This window comes from Hydrogenovibrio kuenenii DSM 12350 (assembly GCF_000526715.1).
Classification (GTDB): Bacteria; Pseudomonadota; Gammaproteobacteria; order Thiomicrospirales; family Thiomicrospiraceae; genus Hydrogenovibrio; species Hydrogenovibrio kuenenii.
Genome location: NZ_JAGP01000001.1, coordinates 237,587 through 259,638, shown reverse-complemented (window position 1 = coordinate 259,638; position 22,052 = coordinate 237,587). Strand labels below are relative to the sequence as shown.

Sequence of the window (22,052 nt, the reverse complement as noted above, 5' to 3'; positions counted from 1 at the left end):
CAGCAAGGCTGGCGTATCTCATTTCTCGCTCAAACGTATGAACGAGGAGTTCAGTGGTGATGCAGCTAATGCGTTACCAATGAGCTCCGCAATTAAGCCTTAGCTAGCTCTTCGCGCATCTGCGCGATCACTGTATCGTAACGGTTCGCATCAGAAGCATTTGCTTTACCAAAGATACCAGAACCTGATACAAACGTATCACAACCAGCTGCTGCAACTTCAGCAATGTTTTCAACCTTAACACCACCATCAATTTCCAAGCGAATATCACGACCTGATTCATCAATCAGTTTGCGAGCCGCTCTCAACTTTTCAAGTGCTTGAGGGATGAATGCCTGACCACCAAAACCAGGGTTAACAGACATAATCAAAATCATATCAATTTTATCTAGCACATGCTCAAGATAGCTCAAAGGGGTTGCTGGGTTAAATACCAAACCAGCTTTACAACCTTCACCTTTGATCAACTGCAAAGAACGATCAATGTGCTCGGAAGCTTCTGGGTGGAAAGTAATATAATCCGCACCAGCAGAAGCAAAATCGCCAATCAACTGATCAACTGGCTTCACCATCAAATGCACATCGATTGGCGCTTTTACGTCTTCACGAACCATGAAGTTTTTCAAGGATTCACAAACCAATGGCCCAATCGTTAAGTTAGGTACATAGTGGTTATCCATTACATCAAAATGAACAACATCCGCACCTGCTGTGATAACGTCTTTTACATCTTTACCCAATTGCGCAAAGTCTGCTGACAAAATAGAAGGGGCGATCCAGTTTTCTTTTTTAGCCATGATTTAATCCTTAGCATCTAAACTTGTTAAAAAATTTCATTAATTTTAACAGAGACCATCGAATTAAACCACGATTTCATCCTACTATTCACGCAAGATTTGCCTTGTCATTTCAAGTCAAAAGCCTATAAAAGATTCTAATATTTAAAAACCGCCCGAATAGGGTTTAAATTTGTGATAATAAGCAAAAATTTAAGGTACTAATGGAAATACATTCATGGAACATTATCCTGGTCTAAAAGCGGTTAAACGCGGCATTCGAATGACTGAGGTCATCGGCCTAATCATCATCGCAATTGCAACAGTAATTGCCGGTGCTAATGAAGTCATCAGCATGGTACAGGCAATGAAAGTCACTCTTGCCGATTTGCTTTTAATGTTTTTGTACTTAGAAGTTTTGGCAATGGTCGCCATTTACTTGGATTCAGGAAAGCTACCGATCCGATTCCCGCTTTATATTGCGATCATCGCTTTGGCTCGTTACCTTATCCTTGATATGAAAAATCTGGGTAGCATGGAAATTATTGCTATCTCTGGCACAATGGTCTTAATTGCCCTTACCGTTATTATTATTCGTTATGGTCATTTAAAACTTCCATACGACGACCGTAGCAATTTAGAGCGTAGCCTTATGAATGAAAGCAAAGTAAAAGACACTGATCAGGAAGCGACAAAATGAAATCTTTGTATGAATCCCAACTTACCAGCCTTCCTTTAATCAATAAGGGCAAAGTCCGTGACTTATACGACGTAGATGACAAACACTTGCTGATTGTTACAACTGACCGTATTTCTGCGTTTGACGTCGTGCTTCCTACACCGATTCCTGGAAAAGGCCGCGTACTGACCGACACCGCTATCTTTTGGATGAAGAAGGCAATCGACATCCTTCCAAACCAACTGGCAGATGATATCAATATTGCAGACATCCTAACGCCTGATGAGCTTGAACAACTTCAAGGGCGTGGCATGATTGTTAAAAAGCTTAAACCATTGCCAGTAGAAGCCATTGTTCGTGGCTACCTAGTTGGCTCTGGCTGGAAAGAATATAAAAAGAACCAGACTGTTTGCGGCATTTCCCTACCAGAAGGGCTACAAAAAGCCGAGAAACTACCGGAACCACTTTTTACCCCATCAACTAAAGCCGAAATTGGCGACCATGATGAAAACATCTCTTATGATGAAGTCGTTAAACTGATTGGTGCCGAGAAAGCTAAGAAAGTAAAAGACTACAGCTTAGCGCTTTACAAGATGGCATCTGAATTTGCAGCAGAACGAGGCATCATCATCGCTGATACAAAGTTTGAATTTGGTGAAGATGAGAATGGTGTTATCCACTTAATTGATGAAGCTTTAACACCTGATAGTTCTCGTTTCTGGCCTGCAAAGACTTATCAAGTCGGCAAAAATCCCGATAGCTTTGATAAGCAATATATTCGAGATTACCTTGAGTCATTAGATTGGGACAAAACAGCTCCTGGCCCAGAACTTCCAGAAGAAGTCGTTGATATGACCCTACTAAAATATCAAGAAGCGCAATCACGCTTAATGGAAAACTCATAACTGAAAATCTACCAGGCTGGGTTAACGTAATTGACTGAGATGACAAGCCAATCAAATAACAAAGGTTTTTTTATTACCGGTACGGATACCGAAATTGGAAAAACCTTTGTTACAGGTTCTATTGGGCATACACTCCACCAAGCCAATATTGCTGCAACACCTCGCAAACCTGTTGCATCAGGATGTATCACCCAGGCTGACGGCTCCTTGATTTCTGAAGATGCACTTTTTTTGCAGTCGTCTTTTAAAACCCCTGACAGTTTAGAACAAATCTGCCCTTACCTTTTCGAGCAAGCAGTCTCTCCAAAACTGGCTATGGAGCTTAACAATTCTCCTCTTAGCATTTCTGATCTTGCAGTAAACTGTCGCATAACTAATAACGATGACATTGTTTTTGTGGAAGGTGCTGGTGGCTTTTATTCCCCCCTAGCAATGGACGGACTTAATGCAGATTTAGCCGTTATGTTAGGACACCCGGTTATTCTGGTCGTTGGGGATCGTTTAGGGTGCATCAATCATGCATTACTAACGATTGAAGCAATTCAAAATAGAGGTCTTAAGTTAGCTGCGGTAGTTATCAACCAACTACATCCAAGCAAACAGTTTACGCAAGGCTTAGAGAACCTAGTAAGCGTACCGATATTCTCCTGCCCTCACTCAGAATCAGGAAAACCTGCAACACTTCCTAATGAACTGGTAGAACTGTTAGTCAGCGCTTGATCACAAAACCTTCTTAATCTTCAAAAACATCAATAGCAACGCAATTCCCACCAAGGCTGACAGTAACATCAAAGGCCAGAGTTCTGTTGCCATCCCCCAGCCAGATGCAATTGTTACGTACTGACTACCGACTTGTTCATTCAGAGATAAATCACTAATCACCACATCCGTGTAATACAGCAATAGTAACGCCAAGCCTACAACAACGCCAACACACATGAATTCTTCCCCTTTAATCTCCAGAAACAAAAAAGCCCGATAAAAATCGGGCTTTTAAGTTTGAACCAAAAATGATTCTCTTAGTTAATGCGCTGATCCAAAGAACCAGAAGCATAACGTGCTTGCATTTCTTCAAGACCAACAGACTTGATCTTAGAAGCATGACCAGCACATCCGAAAGCTTCAAAACGAGCTTTACAGATTTCCAACATTGCATTTTCAGCAGCGTTGAAGAACTTACGTGGGTCAAAGTTAGCTGGGTTGTCATGTAAGTGCTTACGGATTGCACCAGTAGATGCCATACGCAAGTCAGTATCGATGTTAACTTTACGAACACCGTGCTTGATACCTTCAACGATTGCTTCAACAGGTACACCATAAGTTTGACCCATATCACCACCGTAGTTGTTGATGATTTCCAACCACTCTTCTGGAACAGAAGAAGAACCGTGCATTACGATGTGAGTATCAGGAATACGTTTGTGGATTTTAGCGATCTGGTCGATTTTAAGAACATCATCAGAAGGCTTAGAAGTGAACTTGTAAGCACCGTGAGAAGTACCAACCGCAACAGCTAGTGCATCAACGTTAGTGTCTTTAACGAACTGAGCCGCTTCTTCAGGGTCAGTCAATAGCATTGAGTGATCTAGTTCTTCATCAGAACCGTGACCATCTTCTTCACCCATCTTACCAGTTTCTAGAGAACCAAGGCACCCTAGCTCACCTTCAACAGAAACACCACCAGCGTGAGCGATCTTAACAACTTCAGCAGTGATGCCAGCGTTATATTCGTAAGATGCAGGAGTCTTCATATCTGATTCCAAAGAACCATCCATCATGACTGAAGTGAAACCAGATTGGATTGCACGCAAACATACACCCACATCTGAACCGTGATCCTGATGCATAACAACTGGAATATGAGGATACATTTCAGTCGCAGCTTCAATCATGTGACGAAGCATTGGCTCACCAGCGTACTTACGTGCACCAGCAGAACCTTGAAGGATAACTGGAGAATCACAAGCATCTGCAGCACGCATAATTGCGCGAACTTGTTCCATGTTGTTTACGTTAAACGCAGGCATACCAAAACTGTTTTCTGCTGCGTAGTCCATCAATTCACGAAGTGTAATCATCGCCATGTGCGAGACTCCTCTATTAGTTTAAAAATAAATCATGTCATTCTAACAAGCTTTCTGCTTATTAAAAAGTTAAAAAACTTACGTTAAAAGCCCTTAAATTAAGGAACTTTTACAATTTCCATTTGGTTTGTACCACCCATTTCACCACGGGCCTGCCCACGCGTCAGAATCACCAAATCACCCGATTTTGCCGTTCCTTTAGTAGCCAGTTCTTGCAAAATATTTTGCTGAACTTCTTCATCCGTCATACCGGTATAGTCAACACTTGTTGGGTAAACACCACGATACAAAGTTACTTTTCTACGTGTTTCAATATGCGGTGTTAGCGCAATAATCGGAATACCAGAACTAATACGAGACATCAATAATGGCGTATTACCTGATTCCGTTAGGGTTGCTATACACTTAACATCAAAATGGTTTGCTGCATACATAGCTGCCATCGCAACAGTTTCATCAACTGCTGTAAACGACTCATCCATTCGGTGAGTAGATGAACGCACTGTACGACTCTTCTCAGCTTCATGTGCGATATTGGACATGGTTTCAATAACCAAACTAGGTGAGTGACCTGTTGCCGTTTCACCAGACAACATCACGGCATCCGTACCATCCATAACAGCGTTGGCAACGTCAAATACTTCCGCACGAGTCGGAATAGCATTTTCAATCATCGTTTCCATCATTTGCGTTGCTGTGATGGTGACACGATTTAATTGACGTGCGCGTTTAATCATTTTCTTCTGCAGTGCAGGTAGCTGAGCATCACCCACTTCAACACCTAAGTCACCACGTGCAATCATGATAACGTCAGAAGCCAGGATAATACTATCCAACGTAAAGTCGTCGTTTACGGCTTCAGCACGTTCAATCTTAGAAACGATACTGCAATGTAAGCCCGCTTTTTCCGCTAGGCTTCTACAATATTCAACATCATCGGCAGAGCGTGGGAAAGACAATGCTAGATAATCTGCTTTGATTTCCGCAGCTGTCAAAATATCTTCTTTATCTTTATCTGTAAGTGCAGATGCCGACAAACCACCACCTAAAAGGTTAATCCCTTTGTTGTTAGAAAGCTTACCACCGACAACAACAGTAGTGAAAACGCGCTCACCTTCAACCGCATCAACATCCAAAACAAGACGTCCATCATCCAATAGCAGACGGTTTCCAGGCTTAACATCGTACGGCAGACTCTTATAAGTCAAACCAACTTCGTTTTTGTTACCTTGGTGAGGGTCAACATTATTGTCCAATGCAAACTTAGCGCCAGGATCTAAAAATACAGCTCCCTCAGCAAAACGTGCAATACGAATTTTTGGTCCTTGCAAATCAACAAGCACACCAACTTCTCTGTCTAGCTTAGCCGCTATTTCACGGACATTATTTGCTCTTTCGATGTGCTCTTGAGGATTACCATGTGACATGTTGATACGCACAACATCCACACCAGCTTTAATCATCTTCTCTAGCTCGCCTTCTCTGTCTGTAGCAGGCCCTAAAGTAGCAACGATTTTGGTACGTCTTAATCCAGATGACATTTAATTTTCTTACCTTTTTTCTTCTTTCATCCACTTCTATTCAGAAAGCAAGATGACTCGAAAAATACACACCATCAACAATGATTGAGGTTTATTTTCCGAGACACCCTCTCGCCTTTCTTAAATAAGATGGAATCAGTTGTTATTAAAAAGACCAACCACTGTTGTGGTTGGTCATTACACTCAAATTACTTAGCTGCGTTTTCTAACATTTCAACTGCAGGTAGTTTTTTACCTTCCAAGAACTCAAGGAAAGCACCACCACCAGTAGAGATATAAGAAACCTTATCTGCAATATCGTACTTATCAATTGCTGCTAGCGTATCACCGCCCCCAGCAATAGAGAAAGCTGAAGATTCAGCAATCGCCATAGAAATCGCTTTAGTTCCTTCACCGAATTGATCAAACTCAAATACGCCAACAGGACCATTCCAAACAACCGTACCAGCGTTTTTAATGATAGTTGCCAGTTCAGCGGCAGAATCAGGTCCGATATCGAAAATCATGTCATCATCAGCAACATCAGCAACATTCTTAGTCTCAGCAGCAGCAGACTCAGAGAATTCTTTACCGCAAACAACATCTGATGCTAGTGGAATTGCCGCTCCGCGAGACTCCATGATTTCGTTTAATTTTTTACAAGTTGGAATCAAATCAGTTTCTGACAAAGATTTACCAACGTTATAGCCAGCAGCTTCGATGAAAGTATTCGCGATACCACCACCCACAACTAACTGATCAACTTTCTCAGATAGAGACTCAAGAACTGTCAATTTTGTAGAAACTTTAGAACCACCAACAATCGCAACCATTGGGCGCGCTGGATTGTTCAATGCTTTACCAAGTGCATCTAATTCAGCTGCCAACAATGGTCCTGCACAAGCTGTATCAGCAAATGCACCTGCACCATGAGTAGAAGCTTGTGCACGGTGAGCTGTACCGAAAGCATCCATTACATAAACATCACACAATGCCGCGTATTTTTTTGACAATGCCTCGTCGTTTTTCTTTTCACCAACGTTGAAACGAACGTTTTCAAGCAGAACCACTTCACCATCTGCTACATCAAAACCACCATCAAGGTAATCTTTAACAAGACGAACTTCTTTACCTAGCTTAGCAGACAAATCTGCAGCAACTGGTGCCAAAGAGAATTCTTCAGCATATTCACCTTCACTAGGGCGGCCTAAGTGAGACATTAGCATCACTTTCGCACCTGCATCAGCAGCCATTTTAATAGTAGGCAATGAAGCACGGATACGTGCATCAGAAGTTACTTTCCCTTCTTTAACTGGAACGTTCAAATCTTCACGGATCAATACACGCTTACCAGCTAAGTCTAGGTCAGACATCTTAATTACAGACATAGTGTGTCCTCTTCTTTAAGGTTTAAACACTACCCTCTTGGAGGGCAATATTGGATTTAAATAATAAGTTTTGAATATTAAATTTACATTTCAATACTAAAAAAATATGGAAATGAAAAGCCAATACTGAAATCATGAATTAGAAAGGCGAGAGTTAATCTCGCCTTTCACTTCAGTAAAACTGAATTAGTTGCTACCTACATGCTCAACAACGCGCATCATGTTACAAGTGTAACCATACTCGTTGTCATACCAAGCAACAACTTTAACAAAAGTAGGATCTAGAGAAATACCTGCTTTCGCATCAAAGATTGATGGGTGAGAATCTCCACGGAAATCAGTAGAAACGTTCGCTTCTTCTGTATAACCTAGAACACCAGCCAATTCACCTTCTGAAGCTTTTTTCATCGCTGCACAGATATCATCGTAAGAAGCATCTTTTTCCAACTCAACAGTCAAATCTACAACAGAAACGTCTGAAGTTGGTACACGGAAAGACATACCAGTCAACTTACCGTTAAGTGTTGGCAAAACTTTACCAACCGCTTTAGCAGCACCAGTTGAAGAAGGGATGATATTCTCAAGAATACCACGACCACCACGCCAGTCTTTCATAGAAGGACCATCAACAGTTTTCTGAGTTGCAGTTGCAGCATGAACAGTTGTCATCAAACCACGTTTGATACCGAAGTTGTCATTAAGAACTTTAGCAACTGGTGCCAAACCGTTAGTCGTACAAGAAGCCGCAGAAACGATTGCTTGACCAGCATATTCGTTATGGTTAACACCATATACAAACATTGGCGTATGATCTTTAGATGGTGCAGATTGAACAACTTTCTTAGCACCAGCTTCAATGTGCGCCTGACAAGATTCTTCAGTTAGGAAGAAACCAGTACACTCGATAACTAAATCAGCTCCAACTTCGCTCCACTTTAGGTCAGCAGGGTTACGTTCAGCAGTGATGCGGATCGTTTTACCATTAACAATCAAGTTACCATCTTTAACTTCAACTTCACCATCAAAACGACCGTGAACAGAATCATACTTAAGCATATAAGCCAAATATTCTGGATCCAACAAGTCATTGATTGCTACAACTTCAATATTTTTGAAGTCTTTTGCTGCAGCACGGAAAGCCATACGACCGATACGGCCAAAACCGTTAATACCTACTTTAATTGTCATTATTATTTACTCCTAAATTTTGCCGGCATCATCGCTGACGCCGACCTGAGTTTCATTTAACTAAAATTATTTACCAAGAACGTTGTTTGCTGTTGCAACAACGTTTTCAACTGTGAAGCCAAACTCTTTAAACAGTTCACCTGCAGGAGCTGATTCACCAAATGTTTTCATGCAAACAATTCCGCCTTCAAGGCCAACATACTTGTACCAAGACTCAGCAACACCTGCTTCAATCGCAACACGCTTAACACCAGGAATCAATACAGAATCCTTGTATGCTTGATCTTGCTCATCAAATGCATTTGTACAAGGCATAGAAACAACACGAACGTTTGCATCCATTGCTTCAGCAGCTTCAACTGCCAAACCAACTTCAGAACCAGTCGCAATAAAGATAACATCAGGTGTACCTGCGCAATCTTTAAGCACATAACCACCTTTTTCGATGTTCTTAACTTGCTCAGCAGTACGCTCCATTGGCGTCAAGTTTTGACGAGAGAATACTAGTGCTGTTGGCGCGTCACCGCGTAACATTGCAACTTTCCAAGAAACTGCAGATTCAACTGCATCACATCCGCGCCATGTTTGGAAGTTAGGAATCACACGCATAGTCGCCAATTGCTCTACTGGCTGATGCGTAGGACCGTCTTCACCCAAACCGATAGAGTCATGTGTAAATACATAGATCGTACCGATTTTCATTAATGCAGACATACGTAAAGCATTACGCATGAATTCCATAAACATGAAGAAAGTACCGCCATAAACTTTGAAACCACCGTGAAGAACCATACCGTTCATCATGTGAGCCATACCGAATTCACGTACACCCCATGATAGGTAGTTACCTTTAGGGTTTTCATGATTTACTTTAACAGTCCCTGACCAGTTAGTTAGGTTAGACCCTGTCAAGTCAGCAGAACCACCGAACATTTCTGGTAGCAATGGTCCCATTGCTTCGATAGCGTTTTGAGAAGCCTTACGCGAAGCGATGTTTGGCATTTCTTCTTGAGTCTTAGCGATGAACTTATCCATTTCAACTTCAAAGTTCGCAGGTAAGTCACCAGCCATACGACGCTCAAACTCAGCCGCTTCTGCTGGGAATTCTGCACGATAAGCTTCAAACTTAGCGTTCCAAGATGCTTCATCTTCAGCACCTTTTGCTTTGTGATCCCAACCTTCATAAATATCTTGTGGAATAACAAATGGCTCATGCTCCCAACCTAGGTTTTCACGAGTCAATTTGATTTCTTCATCACCCAAAGGTGCACCATGACAGTCATGCGTACCACATAGATTTGGTGAACCAAAACCGATAGTTGTACGAGTACAAATCAAAGTAGGCTTGTCATTAACAGACTTCGCTTCACGGATTGCTTTATCGATTGCTTCTGCATCGTGACCATCAACATCACGGATAACGTGCCAGTCGTAAGATTCGAAACGACCTGCAACATCACGCTCCATCCAATCAGAAATATGACCATCGATTGAAATATCGTTATCATCCCAGAAACCGATTAGCTTACCTAAGCCCAAAGTACCTGCCATAGCAGCTGACTCATGAGATAAACCTTCCATCAAACAACCGTCACCCATGAACACATAAGTGTAATGGTTAACAATATCGTGACCTTGCTTATTGAATTGCGCCGCTAGCGTACGCTCTGCGATTGCCATACCTACAGCATTGGTAATACCTTGCCCTAGAGGACCAGTAGTCGTTTCAATACCATCTGCATAACCATATTCTGGGTGACCTGCAGTCTTAGCATGAAGCTGACGGAAGTTTTTGATATCTTCCATACCTAAGTCAAAACCAGTCAAGTGCAATAATGAATAAATCAACATAGAACCGTGACCATTCGATAGTACGAAACGATCTCTGTCAGCCCATTTTGAATTAGTAGGGTTAAACTTCATGTGGCTATTCCACAATACTTCGGCAATATCCGCCATCCCCATTGGTGCACCTGGGTGACCAGATTTGGCTTTTTGTACCGCATCCATGCTTAGTGCACGGATAGCATTTGCTAGTTCTCTACGAGTTGGCATTGACAACTTCCCTCAAGTTAAAAAAATTCGGTATATACACGGGTTATGTATGGGTTTAGTAATACTTAAAAAAGCGGGTGTTTTAATCGCTCCATAACCGTTTTGTAAAATTTTGGACGGACATTTTCGCTTAAAACGCAAAAATCATCAAGTTTTCTTATCTATATCAAGATGTTTTTAATTTGTTGCAACAAACAAAAAACCACTCAAAATCGCCTTTTAATAGGCTAATCACCCTATATCACAAAAATATGACATTTTTTTATCAGATACGAGATTTACGAATCCTCTATTTTTTCTAGGCTAACTAAGCCAAACACAGAAAAGGAGAAGCGTCACATCATCAGAATGAAAGACACTTGTGTCTGACGAAAATCCCATATTTAAAAGATTGATTGTAAAGCCGCAAAAAACTTATTGAGAAGATTACAAACTACTAGACAAGAGAACCAGTGGATACTTAGATAACGTCATTGCTATGGCTCAACATATTCCTCGTGGCATACTAGCTACTGAAACCATGCAAAAAAAAAGAGCTACACCAATGCAGTTAATTTAATTAAGGGCTCTAGCGTATAGAAAGAAGCCAATGGTGAGGCTTGCCCACCGATTGAAATGGATTAATTCGCCGCAACCATCCATGGAGCACAGGAAGAACGAACAACGTTAAACCGATTCTTGTGGTTCAACCTTATGTGAACGATGCATCCATCGCTCATGCACCTCTTCATACAGCGACAACACGCTGGGGATCACCAACAGAATCAATAACGTCGAAAACATTAACCCGAAAGCAATCGCCGCCGCCATCGGTATTAAGAACTGCGCCTGCAAAGAAGTCTCAAATAGTAGCGGTGTCAGACCTGCAATGGTCGTCAATGACGTCAGCAACACCGCTCGAACTCTCTGCACTCCAGCCTCTTCTAGAGCCTGATTGATTGCCATCCCTTCTTCGCGTAGCCGCTTGTAGAAACTGACCAAGATAATCGAGTCGTTCACCACGATACCGGACAAGCCGAAGAAACCGAACAATGACAAAATCGTCATATCCAAGCCCATCCACCAATGCCCCATGATTGCACCGATCAATCCGAATGGAATCGCCAGCATCACCACCAGCGGCCAGCCGTAAGAACCAAACACCCAGGCCAACACGATATAAATCAAGGTCAAACCGACCAACAAACCGATCTTCATATCTGCAAGCGTCTCGGCCTGATTGGCGCTTTGGCCTTCAAACGAATAGCTGAACCCATACTTGGCTACCAGTTTCGGTAACGTATCTTTTTTCAACTGAGCCAAAATACGGTTGGCATTATTTCTCGTATTATCGACTTCGCCAATCACATTGACCGCCAAATGTCCATCGACATGGCGCATCACATCAAAGCCCTGCTGACTGCTCCACTTCACGATAGACTTCAATAACACTCTCTGTCCATCTGGCGCGGTCACCATCATCGAATCCAAGGTCGCCAAGCTGTCCTGCTCTTTGCGAGGATACTGAACCCTGACCTCCACTTCATCCTCACCTTGAGTATAGATTTGCGCCAAGCGACCGGAAAACGCATCCGACAACTGCTGACCGATACTGGCATAGGTAAAGCCTAATGCTTTACCTTGTGGTGTCAGGCGATAAATCATCTGATCACGGCCATAAGGCAAATCATCGCGAACACCACTCACCCCAGGAATCTGATCCAATACCTGCTGCACCTCCAAGGAAGCCTGCTTTAACAGGTGCGGTGAAACCCCCCACATCCTAACATCCAAATCACTGCCCGGTGGCCCCATTCTTGGCGCTTCAATCGACAACACATCCAATCCGGGAACGGTTCCGGCATTTTTCTGCCAAGCACGGATGAACTGCGCGTTTCGGGTTTTTCGCTGATCCGGTTCTTTCAGTTCGATATTGACACTACCGAAATTCGACCCTTTTTCCGAACTGGACTCGTTGTAATGAACCACTGCCGTTTTAACAATACCCGGCTCCAATTCCTTTTCTGTTTTGCGTAATGCTCGATAAACCTGGTCAACATAGGCCGCCGTGACCTTCGCCGGGGTACCCGCGACAAAGCGCACATCCGCCGTCAACTTGATAGACTCCGGTGAAGGGAAGAAAACGAACGCCAAACGACCGCCTGCTAACAGACCAATCGCAAAAATCATCATCGCCAGCGTGATGGCAATAGTAATCGCCCTATGAGCCAGTACCCAACGGATCACCGACCGGAACTGGTGCTCACGGAAATGATCTATGGTTCGATCCAAACGATAACGCACACTGCCCGGCTGAGGTGGCTTGACCTTCTTGAAGGCACGCCGCAAATGACCTGGTAAAATGGTAAAACTCTCAAACAAAGAAGCGATAATGACCGCAATAATCACCAACGGAATCGCAAACAGGATTTTGCCCATTTCTGCGCCAATCATCATCAGGGGTAAAAAAGCTGCAACCGTGGTAATGGACGAAGCCGTTACAGGTGCTAGCATGCGATGCGCACCCCCTTCAGCGGCTTGCAAGTCCGGCTCACCCTTCTCATGATGCGCAAGCGCATCCTCACCGACCACAATGGCATCGTCAACGATAATCCCCAGCGCCATAATCAGCCCGAACAGGCTGACCATATTAATACTGCCTCCCGCGAGATACATAATCATCAAAGTCGCCATAAAGGACACTGGTATCCCGACCGCCACCCAGAAGGCGACCCGTCCATTCATAAAAAGATACAGAATCAATATCACCAGAACCAACCCGCCGATCCCGTTGTTGACCAGCAACATAATCCGCTGATTCACCAGCGACCAGGTCTCGTCATAAACCTTGAACTTCACGCCTTTGGGTAAAGTCGGCTTGGTTTTTGCCAACCACTGCTGCATGATTTTAGAAGACTTGAGCGTATCCCCTGTTTCAGAGCGCATTAAACGCATCTCAATCGCCGGGTGCCCATCTACCGTCAAATAAGGCGCATTTTTTACCGGGCGTTTCTGCACTTGCGCTAACTGCCCCAAGGCAACCTTTTCGGTTCCTTTAGAAATGACCGTCAAACGATCAAACTGTTGCTCGCTCCGACCCTGGTTGATTGCCCGTAAATCACGAATACTATCCTCATCGCCAACCGATCCCGCTGGAATATCACGGCTCATCGCCGCAATACGACTACTCACATCTCCCAAGGTCAATCCATACTGTTCCAACTTACGCTTGGGCACATTAATCGACATCTCATCAGTGGGCAGTCCATCGAATTCGACTTTATCGATCCCTTCATCAAGCAATTGCCGCTCAAACTGACGCGCCAAATGACGTAATTCTGTCAGATCTGCCTTATCCCCAATCAACAACAAACGTGCGATGGGTTCATAGCGAACAAAGCGTTCGATGACCGGTTTCTCGGAATCTTGTGGCAGGTTGCGGAGCTCCCGAACCTTTTGATTGACTTGATCGATCGCCTCGATCATGTCGGTACCCTCTTTGAATTTCAAAGTCACCGCCGACATCCCCAAAGCAGAGGTTGAAGTCATCTCATCAAGATTATCGATATTTCTCAACACTCGTTCGATAGGGTCGGTTATCGAACGCTCGACATCCTCACCATTGGCTCCTGGCCAAACGACTCTGACCTGAGCATAATCGAGTTCAAAATTGGGGAAAAATTGCACATTCAACTTCAACAGGGCGACAATGCCCATCAAAACCATAATGAGCATTAATAGATTCGGCGCCACCTTATGACGCGCCAACATACCGATAAAACCAGTCGATTTAAATTTTTCGTGACGTGGGTGATAACCGGCAAAATCTTCCGGATGCTCTTCCGGAAGTCGATGATGTTCAGGTTCGTTTTTCTGCGTCATTTCAGGGTTCCATCACAGACACTTTCAGACCAGTCACGGCATTCGGTAAATGGGTGATTGCAACCTGCTCGCCACTTTGAACACCGCCTTTCAGTAGCACCCAAGTCTGCCCCTTAACAGGAGTTTCCCCTAGCACCTTGACCTTTCGGCGCTCCAACAAACCGTCTTTGACAACATACACTCGGCTAGAGCCATACAACGCAGAATAAGGCACCGCAAACCCGTTGGCTATCGGCTCACGCCGCAAACGCACCTGCAACAGATCCCCCGGGCGCACACTCTTTAAGGTTTTGGGCAGCGAAAAATAAGCATTCAATCCACTGGTTGATGCCTCTCCTGCCAGACGTTTCAAATGCAACTCATAACGTTGTCCATAGGAAAGATAATCGGCGGTAAATGATTGGCCTTGTTGCATCGCGGCATAAACATCTTTGACTTCAGCGGCAGGAATCGTTGCTTTCAACTCCAAACTATCCAACCCATAGAAGCTCAACAAAGCTGTTCCGGGCGAAACACGGTCTCCTGCTGAAACTGACACCTTGGAAACTCGGATCGCATAAGGCGCTACCAACTGACCACGCTTCAAATTAATTTTTGCCTGTTGAAAATTGGCCTCGGCCTTGGCTAAGCGCGCTTTCAACTGGGCGACTTTCAGTTTGTTTTCTTCTACCGACAGGTTTGCATTCACCACTGACAGCTTCTGCTTTAACCGAGCTTCCTTAGCGATGTCCAACGTAGATTTTGAGGCAAGGTCTTTCTTGATCAGCTCCTGGTTACGCTTGACGTCTTCTTCACGAATGGCAAGTACCTTCCTTTCATTGTCGAGCTTGGCTTGATTTGATTTGTAAGCCAGTGCTTGCAACTGAAGTTGCGCACGCGTGTCTTCGACATCCGCTTTGGCAATTTGATAAGGCAGCTGAATATCCGCATCGGACAAGGCTACGAGCTTATCCCCTTTTTGGACTTCATCACCGTCTTTCACCGAAACTGCAGCCACCACACCCGATACCGGTGCAGCTGCCGTCACCATCGATGTCGATTCAACCGTGCCATACAAAGATTGCTTTGGCACAACCTGCCCCACCGACACTTTCATCGCTTCAATCGGCCAGACTTTCTGTTTGATTTCTACTGGCGGCGGCTTAGGCTTGGTGCTGACCATATAGGCAACGATCACAACCACCAGCAAAATAATCAGAATCGCTACAAAGGCATTCTTACTTTTTGAAGCCCCTATTGTCGGTAATTTCACAAACCTATCCTTTACGTCTACGTAAGAAAACATGAAACATTCTTAAAACGGCATTATAGCGATAAACAGGCCAATTCCTATCCAAAAAACCGCTATCCGATAAATCAAACCCAGCTTTCAATACTGTCTTAAGATTATTTAATTCCTACTTAAAAGTATACTAGCGATTAGTAAACTCTAATATCCATTAACACTTTTATTTATTTTAGGAAGAATTCACATGGCTCATGCACTGATCAAATCTATCGCCATTACCGCTGCGCTTGCAAGTTCGACGAGCGCATTGGCCAATCCCGAAACTCAGCAGCTAGACAAACAAAGCATGGCACTGGCCAAGCAATTTCTCGGCAAGTTAAAACCTCAACTGATGCACGCCATGAAAAACGGCGGGCCGGTACATGCCCTGTCTTTCTGCAACACCAAAGCCCCGGAGATCGCCGCCGACCTCTCAAAATCCAGTGGCTGGCATGTCAATCGCGTGAGCATGAAGCCCCGCGGCGCAACCGCCACGCCTGACAAATGGGAAATCAAAGCCCTGAAACATTTCGAGGCAGAGAAAATGTCCGGCATTCCAGTCAAACAAATGGCTTACAGTGAAATCGTTGACATGAATGGCAAAAAAACCTATCGATTCATTAAACCGATTCCAACAGGTGGCGTCTGTCTAGCCTGTCACGGCACTCATATCGCACCAGCTGTTCAGCAGAAACTGCACGAACTTTATCCTCGTGATAAAGCGGTTGGATATCACATAGGTGATATTCGAGGTGCGTTTAGTTTCTCAAAAACACTATAAACACCTAATGCGCAATTGGGCTTAACTGCCTGATTGCGGCTTTCCGTCCTCTTCAACCGAATCTTCTCGGTTTTCCATCTCCCATTGGTGATGCTCAGGATCAAGCCGGATACTCACAGGTTCTTGATGAATCAACACGTCGGCATTTTCAAACACTTCTAACAGAGCTTGCGTCACTTCTTCCGTAATGCGGTGGGCATTAACCAAACTTAGATGGTCGTCCAACTCCAAATCCAGCTGTATAAAAATGGTGGGGCCTGAACGATAGGTTCTTAAATCATTAAACCCTTCCACCTCTACATTAGCCAACACAATATCGCGAATTTGATTGCGAATGGCTTCTGGTAACTCATGATCAAGCAATTGATTTGCCGAATGGATTGCCAACCGAATAGCTTGCCAGCCAATCCACCCCCCAATCAATAAACCAAGCGTGGAATCTATCCAACCATAAACTGACAACAGCAAACCGATAAGTACGGCTAGGTTAGCGATCCAATCAGAAAAATAATGTAGTGCATCAGATTCAATCGCGGTTGACCCTGTCTTACGGACAACATACCTTTGAAACAAAACCAAACATGAGGTCAAGAACAATGATGCCAACATAACCCAAGCACCCAAATTCGGTTCCTGAACTTCAACCGGATCAATCAACCTTTGTATTGCATGAAGCATCAGATAAAGTGCCGAGCCGGCAATAAAAACGCTTTGTGCCAGCGCAGCCAATGGCTCCGCTTTACCATGCCCAAAACGATGCTCATTATCGGCGGGCTCTTGTGCCAAACGCACCGCAAACAAAATCATCACGGATGCAACAATATCAACAGCAGAGTCCAGCAAAGATGCCAAAATACCAACTGAACTGGTCTCCATCCAAGCAAAGGCTTTAATCACCAGCAGAAAAACCGCTACTGAAACAGAAGCATAGGTTGCAACCCTTACCAGTTTTAGTTCTTTCATTTGCATTCCCTAGTCCCTCAGCTACCCAGCCTGGCAGATTTTATCAATTTATAATTCTGCTTTTTCAGCAGAGTAAGCATCCATATACGCCTGAATCAACTCAATGCGCTTGCGCTCAATCGCTTCGGAAATGGCAGCTCCCTGCACGCCTGTTGCGATAATCTCTTGATTATTAACCTTTGATCCCGCTTGCGCTAACGCCAACCAAAAATCTCGCTGAGGATAAGGTCGGTTTTCAAACCCTAATCGCCCCCTAGCATCGGCTTCACAAGCCGTCAACAACAAAGACAACTCTGTTGTTTGTTTAAACGCTTTGGTTAAATTAAGCAGCTTAAGGCAAGTTTGCGGCTTTAAGTGCGGCTGCCCCTCAGAATCCAAGACCTTATGCACAATGCCATGATATTCCGTCACCTTCAATGCAAAATTCAGTGTATTTTTTGGCAGTCGATAGCGATTCGCCATCGCCTTCACCAAAGACAGACCACCTTTTTCATGCCCATGGTGTTTAGGCCAAAGCTCTTTGGGCGTAATCCCTTTACCAAGATCATGCACCAAAGCGGCAAACCGGACATTCAAATCATCCGACAAGCTTGCGGCTGCATCCAACACCATCATAGTATGAATCCAAACATCACCTTCTGGATGATGCTTAACTGGCTGGGTGACATCATGCAGTTGATACAACTCGGGAAACAACACTTCTACTGCCCCGACTTGATCTAGCACTTCAAAGAAGATACTCGGCTTTGCTGTCGCAAGCGCCTTAGCAACTTCTTGCCAAACACGTTCAGGCGTTAAATCAGATATTTCTCCCGAAGAAACCATTTCTTGCATCAGTGTTCGCGTTTCGTCTGCAAGCACAAACCCAAAAGGAGCAAGCTTGGCGGCAAAGCGAGCAACGCGCAATACTCGTAAAGGGTCTTCAACAAAAGCATCCGACACATGACGCAATACCCTTGCCTCAAGGTCTTTTACACCACCATAAGGGTCAATCAACTCCCCATCATCGTTTTGGGCTATGGCATTAATGGTTAAATCCCGACGAATCAAATCCTCTTCCAAAGTCACGGAAGGGTCGGCAAACACTTCAAAGCCGTGATAGCCTTTGCCAGCCTTACGCTCTGTGCGAGCCAGAGCATATTCATCTCTTGTTTTGGGATGCAAAAACACGGGAAAGTCCTTACCAACTTGCTGGTAACCTTCCTTAATAAGCTCATCAGGTGTTGCACCAACAACAACCCAATCATGTTCATGCGGCTTTAATCCGAGCAACGTATCTCGCACAGCACCACCAACCAAATAGATTTGCATCCGTTTTTTCCGTTTTAACCTAATTCAAAATCTAATTTTCTAACCCATAAAGACAAAAAAACCCAGCCCAACGACCAGGTTTTAACATTTCACCAGAGCTAAACTCAAGCAAATAACGTTCGCTTTATTCAGCGCTTTTCTCAGAATCCGTTTTACAGGTGCTCGCACCAAACAATAGATACGCAGGACACCATCCCATGATCCCGGTAATTAGCGGAATCAAACCGACAAGAGCCCACCAACTGCTCATTCCCATACCAATCAACAGTATGATAATACCGACAAGAATCCGTAATTTTCTATCAAGTCCACCTACATTACATCCCATTTTAATGCTCCTTTTGGTTTAGACCTTAATTTTTCGAAGCGTTCGTTTGAAAACGAACACCTTTCGTTATCATATACCAACTTTTAGAAAAGCCTCAATGAAAACCATGCCTCTCTTTATGGAAAGACTATTGAAATCCACATATAAAAAAAGCGCCGATGGCGCTTTTTCATCTAAAGAGAAAAGATCGTGCTATGCCAAGTCGTCGTGGTTACGACCCGCTTCTTGACGCAAGAAATGATAACGATCACGCACCTTAGTTGGTAACAAGTAAGCAGATAACACCTGTTCAATACTGCGCGGTACAAAACCAAACTGATTCGAGAAATCATTATCTGTCACTTGATCGATAGTCAGGCCGTCCAATAACACTGGGCTTACCGATTTAATCGGCGCCAGAACGCCTAATTTCACCATCAATCTAGCATTCATTTTGCACATTGGAAATATCAACGCAGATTCTTTGCCCAACAATTCAGCAACCAATTCAGCCAACTGACGAACACTAATGCGCTCTTCACCTGCGACTTCTACTTTTTGTCCATAAGTGGTTTCGTCATTGATAACTGACACCAAGGCTTTTGCAAACTCTCCAACCGCAAGAGGCTGAACCAGCGTAGAAGCGTTGACTACAGGTAAGAAAGAAATCAAATTCAATTGCTTACGGAACTGAGTGGTTACACAATCTCCTTCACCCAACAACAGACTGGTACGCAAAATGGTATTTTTAGTATTCGACGCGCCTAAAGCAATTGCATCTGATTCGCCCAATTGCTGTAAGCGTGAGTTTTCCGCTTTGGTTGCATCCGCACCCAGTTGAGACAATGAAATCACGCGTTGCGCAGAAGATAATTCAACCGCTTTTTTCACTTTTTGGTTAGCGACAACCAAATCTTTTGTCGGAACAGCTTCAATACCTGCTGTTAGATCTGCTAATAAATTAACGACGACATCCACATCTTCCAAAGCAGATTTCAAAACCGCTTCATCTTGATAGTCCTTGATAGCAAATACTTTGGTATTTGGGAAAAGCCCATAGTCACGGAAGCGCTCAGGACGGCGCACACAAACGCGCACCTGATAGCCTTGCTTTGACAGCTCATTAACAACTGAGCGCCCAACAAACCCGGCGCCTGCTAACACTACGACCTTTTTTCCAAACATCTTTTTTCCTTTGTTCTTAAACCCGCATCACTCTGCGAAAAGGTATTCTTTATAGAGACTGCCTTATTTTATTCTTATGCAAGCAGCCAAAAAGCGGCGGATAAGCATAAAAAAATCAACGAGTAAGGTCAAGCAATTATTCGCATAAACCCGCAGACTAGACATTCACTTTTACAGTTAAAATCGTTAAAATAGCGCGTTTCCTATAATCATAACCCACTGACACAACCCCATTGAGGCAAACCATGGCACAAACAATTTCAGCATTCAAAAGCCCGAAAAAAGAGGAACTTTACCTCTATGTTTTGCAAGAAACAGAGTTAGAGGAGCTACCGAATGAACTTTTTGTCATGTTTGGCGAGCCTGTACATGTACTTGATTTTGAACTAACAGCAGAGCGTAAATTGCCACGAGCAGATGCAAAAGAAATCCTCAAGGCAATTGAAGACAAAGGCTACTATATGCAAATGCCGCCTAATGAAGTTGAAAAAATATCAGACATGACACCTCCACCGGAACACCTAGACAATATTTTCTAGCCGAGGTCACGGACGCCAATTACGTTAACTACCCCAGCCTGGCAGATTTTAATCACAATGACTTATCTCCTGCCAAACCAGTCAACTTCTGGACAAAAAACGAATAACCGACAAATTTAGTCGGTTATTTACAGTCTTTATATTTACAATAAAGATTAACTCGCTAAAATAAGACTTCAAGATTCAATCTCTTGCCAAGACTAACGCTTTTGGGCAAGGGCAACTCGAACAACTAACTAAAAAGGATGGACACATGGCTTTCACGCTTCCAGATCTTCCATATGATTACGATGCATTAGAAGTTTCCATTGACGCACGTACAATGGAAATCCACCATACTAAGCACCACAACACTTACATCACAAACCTAAACAATGCGATTGCTGGTTCTGAACTTGAAGACAAGTCAATTGAAGAGTTATGTGCAAATGCGGGTTCTATTTCTCCTGCTGTGCGTAACAACGGTGGTGGCCATTGGAACCATTCTTTCTTCTGGAACATCATGACTGGTGACAGCATGGGCTCGCCAACAGGTGCTTTGGCTGACGATATCAATGCAACTTTCGGTGGCTTTGACGCTATGAAAGAAAAGTTCAACACTGCTGGCGCAACACGCTTCGGTTCAGGTTGGGCTTGGTTAACAGTTTCTGCTGACGGTAAGTTAGAAATCTCTTCAACACCTAACCAAGACAACCCTCTAATGGATGTTGCTGACGTTAAGGGGACGCCAATCCTAGGTCTTGACGTTTGGGAACATGCTTATTACCTACGTTATCAAAACCTTCGCCCTGCTTACATGCAAGCTTGGTGGGACGTGGTTAACTGGAATAAAGTCTCTGAGCTTTATACCGCTGCAAAAGCTTAATTGCTTACGCTATAAAAAACCGGCAGTTGCCGGTTTTTTTATGTCTAAAACTTTGCAAACTTCACATTGCTCTCGATAACCAAAAATTTAAGCCCGCCCAAACTGTTCCACATAAATGGGCTTGATAACATAAGCATTCACCCCTGCCACTAAAACAACCAACATCAAACATAATCCGTTCGATTATTTGTACCTACATACCAGCCTACTTTGTCAAAGTAACGCACCCGAGAGATATTGTCCGTGGCCTTATTGGAGACAACTCACCCCTTACTTCTCTGCATGAAAATACAACTCTCAAGATTTAACGATTTTATTACAAGTTTTATTCTGGACGATTCAACAAAATTTAAGGTATATTGCGACTAACAACTTCAC

19 protein-coding genes are annotated in these 22,052 nt (G+C 43.7%); 6 read left to right on the top strand and 13 right to left on the bottom strand.

Translation table 11 applies throughout. The features are described 5' to 3' along the window. Positions 1-92: 92 nt before the first annotated feature. The gene (gene rpe, locus N745_RS0101075) at positions 93-797 is read right to left on the bottom strand and encodes a ribulose-phosphate 3-epimerase (protein ID WP_024850297.1); all 705 of its coding nucleotides are present in this window, start codon (positions 795-797) and stop codon (positions 93-95) included. A 217-nt stretch (positions 798-1,014) separates the two neighbouring features. Here rpe and N745_RS0101070 point away from each other — a divergent pair, with 217 nt between their 5' ends. From N745_RS0101070 to bioD, 3 genes are read left to right on the top strand one after another with little or no spacing between them, the layout of a single operon-like run. Further along, positions 1,015-1,476: a phosphate-starvation-inducible protein PsiE gene (locus N745_RS0101070; RefSeq protein ID WP_024850296.1), complete on the top strand. Its 462-nt coding sequence runs from the start codon at positions 1,015-1,017 to the stop codon at positions 1,474-1,476. Then, the gene (locus N745_RS0101065) at positions 1,473-2,360 is read left to right on the top strand and encodes a phosphoribosylaminoimidazolesuccinocarboxamide synthase (RefSeq protein ID WP_024850295.1); all 888 of its coding nucleotides are present in this window, start codon (positions 1,473-1,475) and stop codon (positions 2,358-2,360) included. Before N745_RS0101070 ends, N745_RS0101065 begins: the two co-directional genes overlap by 4 nt. Before the next feature lie 39 nt (positions 2,361-2,399). Beyond that, on the top strand, positions 2,400-3,080 hold the full coding sequence (bioD, locus tag N745_RS0101060) for a dethiobiotin synthase (RefSeq protein WP_024850294.1): 681 nt from the start codon (positions 2,400-2,402) through the stop codon (positions 3,078-3,080). Here the strand turns inward: bioD and N745_RS0101055 are convergent, their stop codons facing one another. The 8 genes from N745_RS0101055 to N745_RS0101020 form a co-directional block, all read right to left on the bottom strand. Next, positions 3,081-3,299 (bottom strand): hypothetical protein, encoded by a 219-nt coding sequence (locus N745_RS0101055; protein WP_024850293.1) that lies wholly within the window; start codon positions 3,297-3,299, stop codon positions 3,081-3,083. It abuts the gene before it with no gap. Positions 3,300-3,379: 80 nt separating this feature from the next. Further along, the gene (fba, locus tag N745_RS0101050) at positions 3,380-4,444 is read right to left on the bottom strand and encodes a class II fructose-bisphosphate aldolase (protein ID WP_024850292.1); all 1,065 of its coding nucleotides are present in this window, start codon (positions 4,442-4,444) and stop codon (positions 3,380-3,382) included. A 98-nt stretch (positions 4,445-4,542) separates the two neighbouring features. Continuing rightward, complete coding sequence (pyk, locus tag N745_RS0101045) at positions 4,543-5,985, bottom strand: pyruvate kinase (protein ID WP_024850291.1); 1,443 nt, start codon at positions 5,983-5,985, stop codon at positions 4,543-4,545. 188 nt (positions 5,986-6,173) lie between these two features. Next, positions 6,174-7,352 (bottom strand): phosphoglycerate kinase, encoded by a 1,179-nt coding sequence (locus N745_RS0101040; protein WP_024850290.1) that lies wholly within the window; start codon positions 7,350-7,352, stop codon positions 6,174-6,176. Between the two features lie 186 nt (positions 7,353-7,538). Next, entirely contained in the window at positions 7,539-8,540 is a 1,002-nt protein-coding gene (gap, locus tag N745_RS0101035) for a type I glyceraldehyde-3-phosphate dehydrogenase (protein ID WP_024850289.1), read from the bottom strand. A gap of 66 nt (positions 8,541-8,606) precedes the next feature. Continuing rightward, positions 8,607-10,595 carry a transketolase gene (gene tkt, locus N745_RS0101030; protein ID WP_024850288.1) on the bottom strand — a complete coding sequence of 663 codons (1,989 nt, stop codon included), beginning with the start codon at positions 10,593-10,595 and terminating at the stop codon, positions 8,607-8,609. Positions 10,596-11,261: 666 nt separating this feature from the next. Further along, positions 11,262-14,456: an efflux RND transporter permease subunit gene (locus N745_RS0101025; protein ID WP_024850287.1), complete on the bottom strand. Its 3,195-nt coding sequence runs from the start codon at positions 14,454-14,456 to the stop codon at positions 11,262-11,264. A gap of 1 nt (position 14,457) precedes the next feature. After that, positions 14,458-15,708, bottom strand: coding sequence for an efflux RND transporter periplasmic adaptor subunit (locus N745_RS0101020; protein WP_024850286.1), 1,251 nt, complete (start codon positions 15,706-15,708; stop codon positions 14,458-14,460). Between the two features lie 220 nt (positions 15,709-15,928). Here N745_RS0101020 and N745_RS0101015 point away from each other — a divergent pair, with 220 nt between their 5' ends. Continuing rightward, positions 15,929-16,504 carry a Tll0287-like domain-containing protein gene (locus tag N745_RS0101015; protein WP_024850285.1) on the top strand — a complete coding sequence of 192 codons (576 nt, stop codon included), beginning with the start codon at positions 15,929-15,931 and terminating at the stop codon, positions 16,502-16,504. Between the two features lie 21 nt (positions 16,505-16,525). On the opposite strand, the gene N745_RS0101010 is transcribed toward N745_RS0101015, so the two are convergent. The 4 genes from N745_RS0101010 to N745_RS0100995 all read right to left on the bottom strand — a co-directional run bounded on the left by N745_RS0101010 (position 16,526) and on the right by N745_RS0100995 (position 20,270). Continuing rightward, the gene (locus N745_RS0101010) at positions 16,526-17,473 is read right to left on the bottom strand and encodes a cation diffusion facilitator family transporter (RefSeq protein ID WP_024850284.1); all 948 of its coding nucleotides are present in this window, start codon (positions 17,471-17,473) and stop codon (positions 16,526-16,528) included. Positions 17,474-17,515: 42 nt separating this feature from the next. Further along, positions 17,516-18,778, bottom strand: a complete 1,263-nt coding sequence (locus N745_RS0101005) for a multifunctional CCA addition/repair protein (protein WP_024850283.1) — start codon at positions 18,776-18,778, stop codon at positions 17,516-17,518. A 124-nt stretch (positions 18,779-18,902) separates the two neighbouring features. Next, the gene (locus N745_RS0101000) at positions 18,903-19,106 is read right to left on the bottom strand and encodes a YgaP family membrane protein (protein ID WP_024850282.1); all 204 of its coding nucleotides are present in this window, start codon (positions 19,104-19,106) and stop codon (positions 18,903-18,905) included. A 192-nt stretch (positions 19,107-19,298) separates the two neighbouring features. Then, positions 19,299-20,270 carry an NAD(P)H-binding protein gene (locus tag N745_RS0100995; protein WP_024850281.1) on the bottom strand — a complete coding sequence of 324 codons (972 nt, stop codon included), beginning with the start codon at positions 20,268-20,270 and terminating at the stop codon, positions 19,299-19,301. 245 nt (positions 20,271-20,515) lie between these two features. Here N745_RS0100995 and N745_RS0100990 point away from each other — a divergent pair, with 245 nt between their 5' ends. Both N745_RS0100990 and N745_RS0100985 read left to right on the top strand, forming a co-directional pair. Further along, positions 20,516-20,809, top strand: a complete 294-nt coding sequence (locus N745_RS0100990) for a YcgL domain-containing protein (RefSeq protein ID WP_024850280.1) — start codon at positions 20,516-20,518, stop codon at positions 20,807-20,809. A gap of 253 nt (positions 20,810-21,062) precedes the next feature. Beyond that, positions 21,063-21,674: a superoxide dismutase gene (locus N745_RS0100985; RefSeq protein ID WP_024850279.1), complete on the top strand. Its 612-nt coding sequence runs from the start codon at positions 21,063-21,065 to the stop codon at positions 21,672-21,674. Positions 21,675-22,052: the final 378 nt, after the last annotated feature.

Excerpts from the sequence above, each read along its gene's own strand:
- N745_RS0101025 (WP_024850287.1), bottom strand. The coding sequence starts at position 14,456 with ATGACGCAGAAAAACGAACCTGAACATCATCGACTTCCGGAAGAGCAT.
- N745_RS0101040 (WP_024850290.1), bottom strand. The coding sequence starts at position 7,352 with ATGTCTGTAATTAAGATGTCTGACCTAGACTTAGCTGGTAAGCGTGTA.
- N745_RS0100995 (WP_024850281.1), bottom strand. The coding sequence starts at position 20,270 with ATGTTTGGAAAAAAGGTCGTAGTGTTAGCAGGCGCCGGGTTTGTTGGG.
- rpe (WP_024850297.1), bottom strand. The coding sequence starts at position 797 with ATGGCTAAAAAAGAAAACTGGATCGCCCCTTCTATTTTGTCAGCAGAC.
- N745_RS0100990 (WP_024850280.1), top strand. The coding sequence starts at position 20,516 with ATGGCACAAACAATTTCAGCATTCAAAAGCCCGAAAAAAGAGGAACTT.
- fba (WP_024850292.1), bottom strand. The coding sequence starts at position 4,444 with ATGGCGATGATTACACTTCGTGAATTGATGGACTACGCAGCAGAAAAC.
- N745_RS0101065 (WP_024850295.1), top strand. The coding sequence starts at position 1,473 with ATGAAATCTTTGTATGAATCCCAACTTACCAGCCTTCCTTTAATCAAT.
- N745_RS0101070 (WP_024850296.1), top strand. The coding sequence starts at position 1,015 with ATGGAACATTATCCTGGTCTAAAAGCGGTTAAACGCGGCATTCGAATG.
- pyk (WP_024850291.1), bottom strand. The coding sequence starts at position 5,985 with ATGTCATCTGGATTAAGACGTACCAAAATCGTTGCTACTTTAGGGCCT.
- N745_RS0100985 (WP_024850279.1), top strand. The coding sequence starts at position 21,063 with ATGGCTTTCACGCTTCCAGATCTTCCATATGATTACGATGCATTAGAA.
- N745_RS0101005 (WP_024850283.1), bottom strand. The coding sequence starts at position 18,778 with ATGCAAATCTATTTGGTTGGTGGTGCTGTGCGAGATACGTTGCTCGGA.
- gap (WP_024850289.1), bottom strand. The coding sequence starts at position 8,540 with ATGACAATTAAAGTAGGTATTAACGGTTTTGGCCGTATCGGTCGTATG.
- bioD (WP_024850294.1), top strand. The coding sequence starts at position 2,400 with ATGACAAGCCAATCAAATAACAAAGGTTTTTTTATTACCGGTACGGAT.
- N745_RS0101010 (WP_024850284.1), bottom strand. The coding sequence starts at position 17,473 with ATGCAAATGAAAGAACTAAAACTGGTAAGGGTTGCAACCTATGCTTCT.
- N745_RS0101015 (WP_024850285.1), top strand. The coding sequence starts at position 15,929 with ATGGCTCATGCACTGATCAAATCTATCGCCATTACCGCTGCGCTTGCA.
- tkt (WP_024850288.1), bottom strand. The coding sequence starts at position 10,595 with ATGCCAACTCGTAGAGAACTAGCAAATGCTATCCGTGCACTAAGCATG.
- N745_RS0101000 (WP_024850282.1), bottom strand. The coding sequence starts at position 19,106 with ATGGGATGTAATGTAGGTGGACTTGATAGAAAATTACGGATTCTTGTC.
- N745_RS0101055 (WP_024850293.1), bottom strand. The coding sequence starts at position 3,299 with ATGTGTGTTGGCGTTGTTGTAGGCTTGGCGTTACTATTGCTGTATTAC.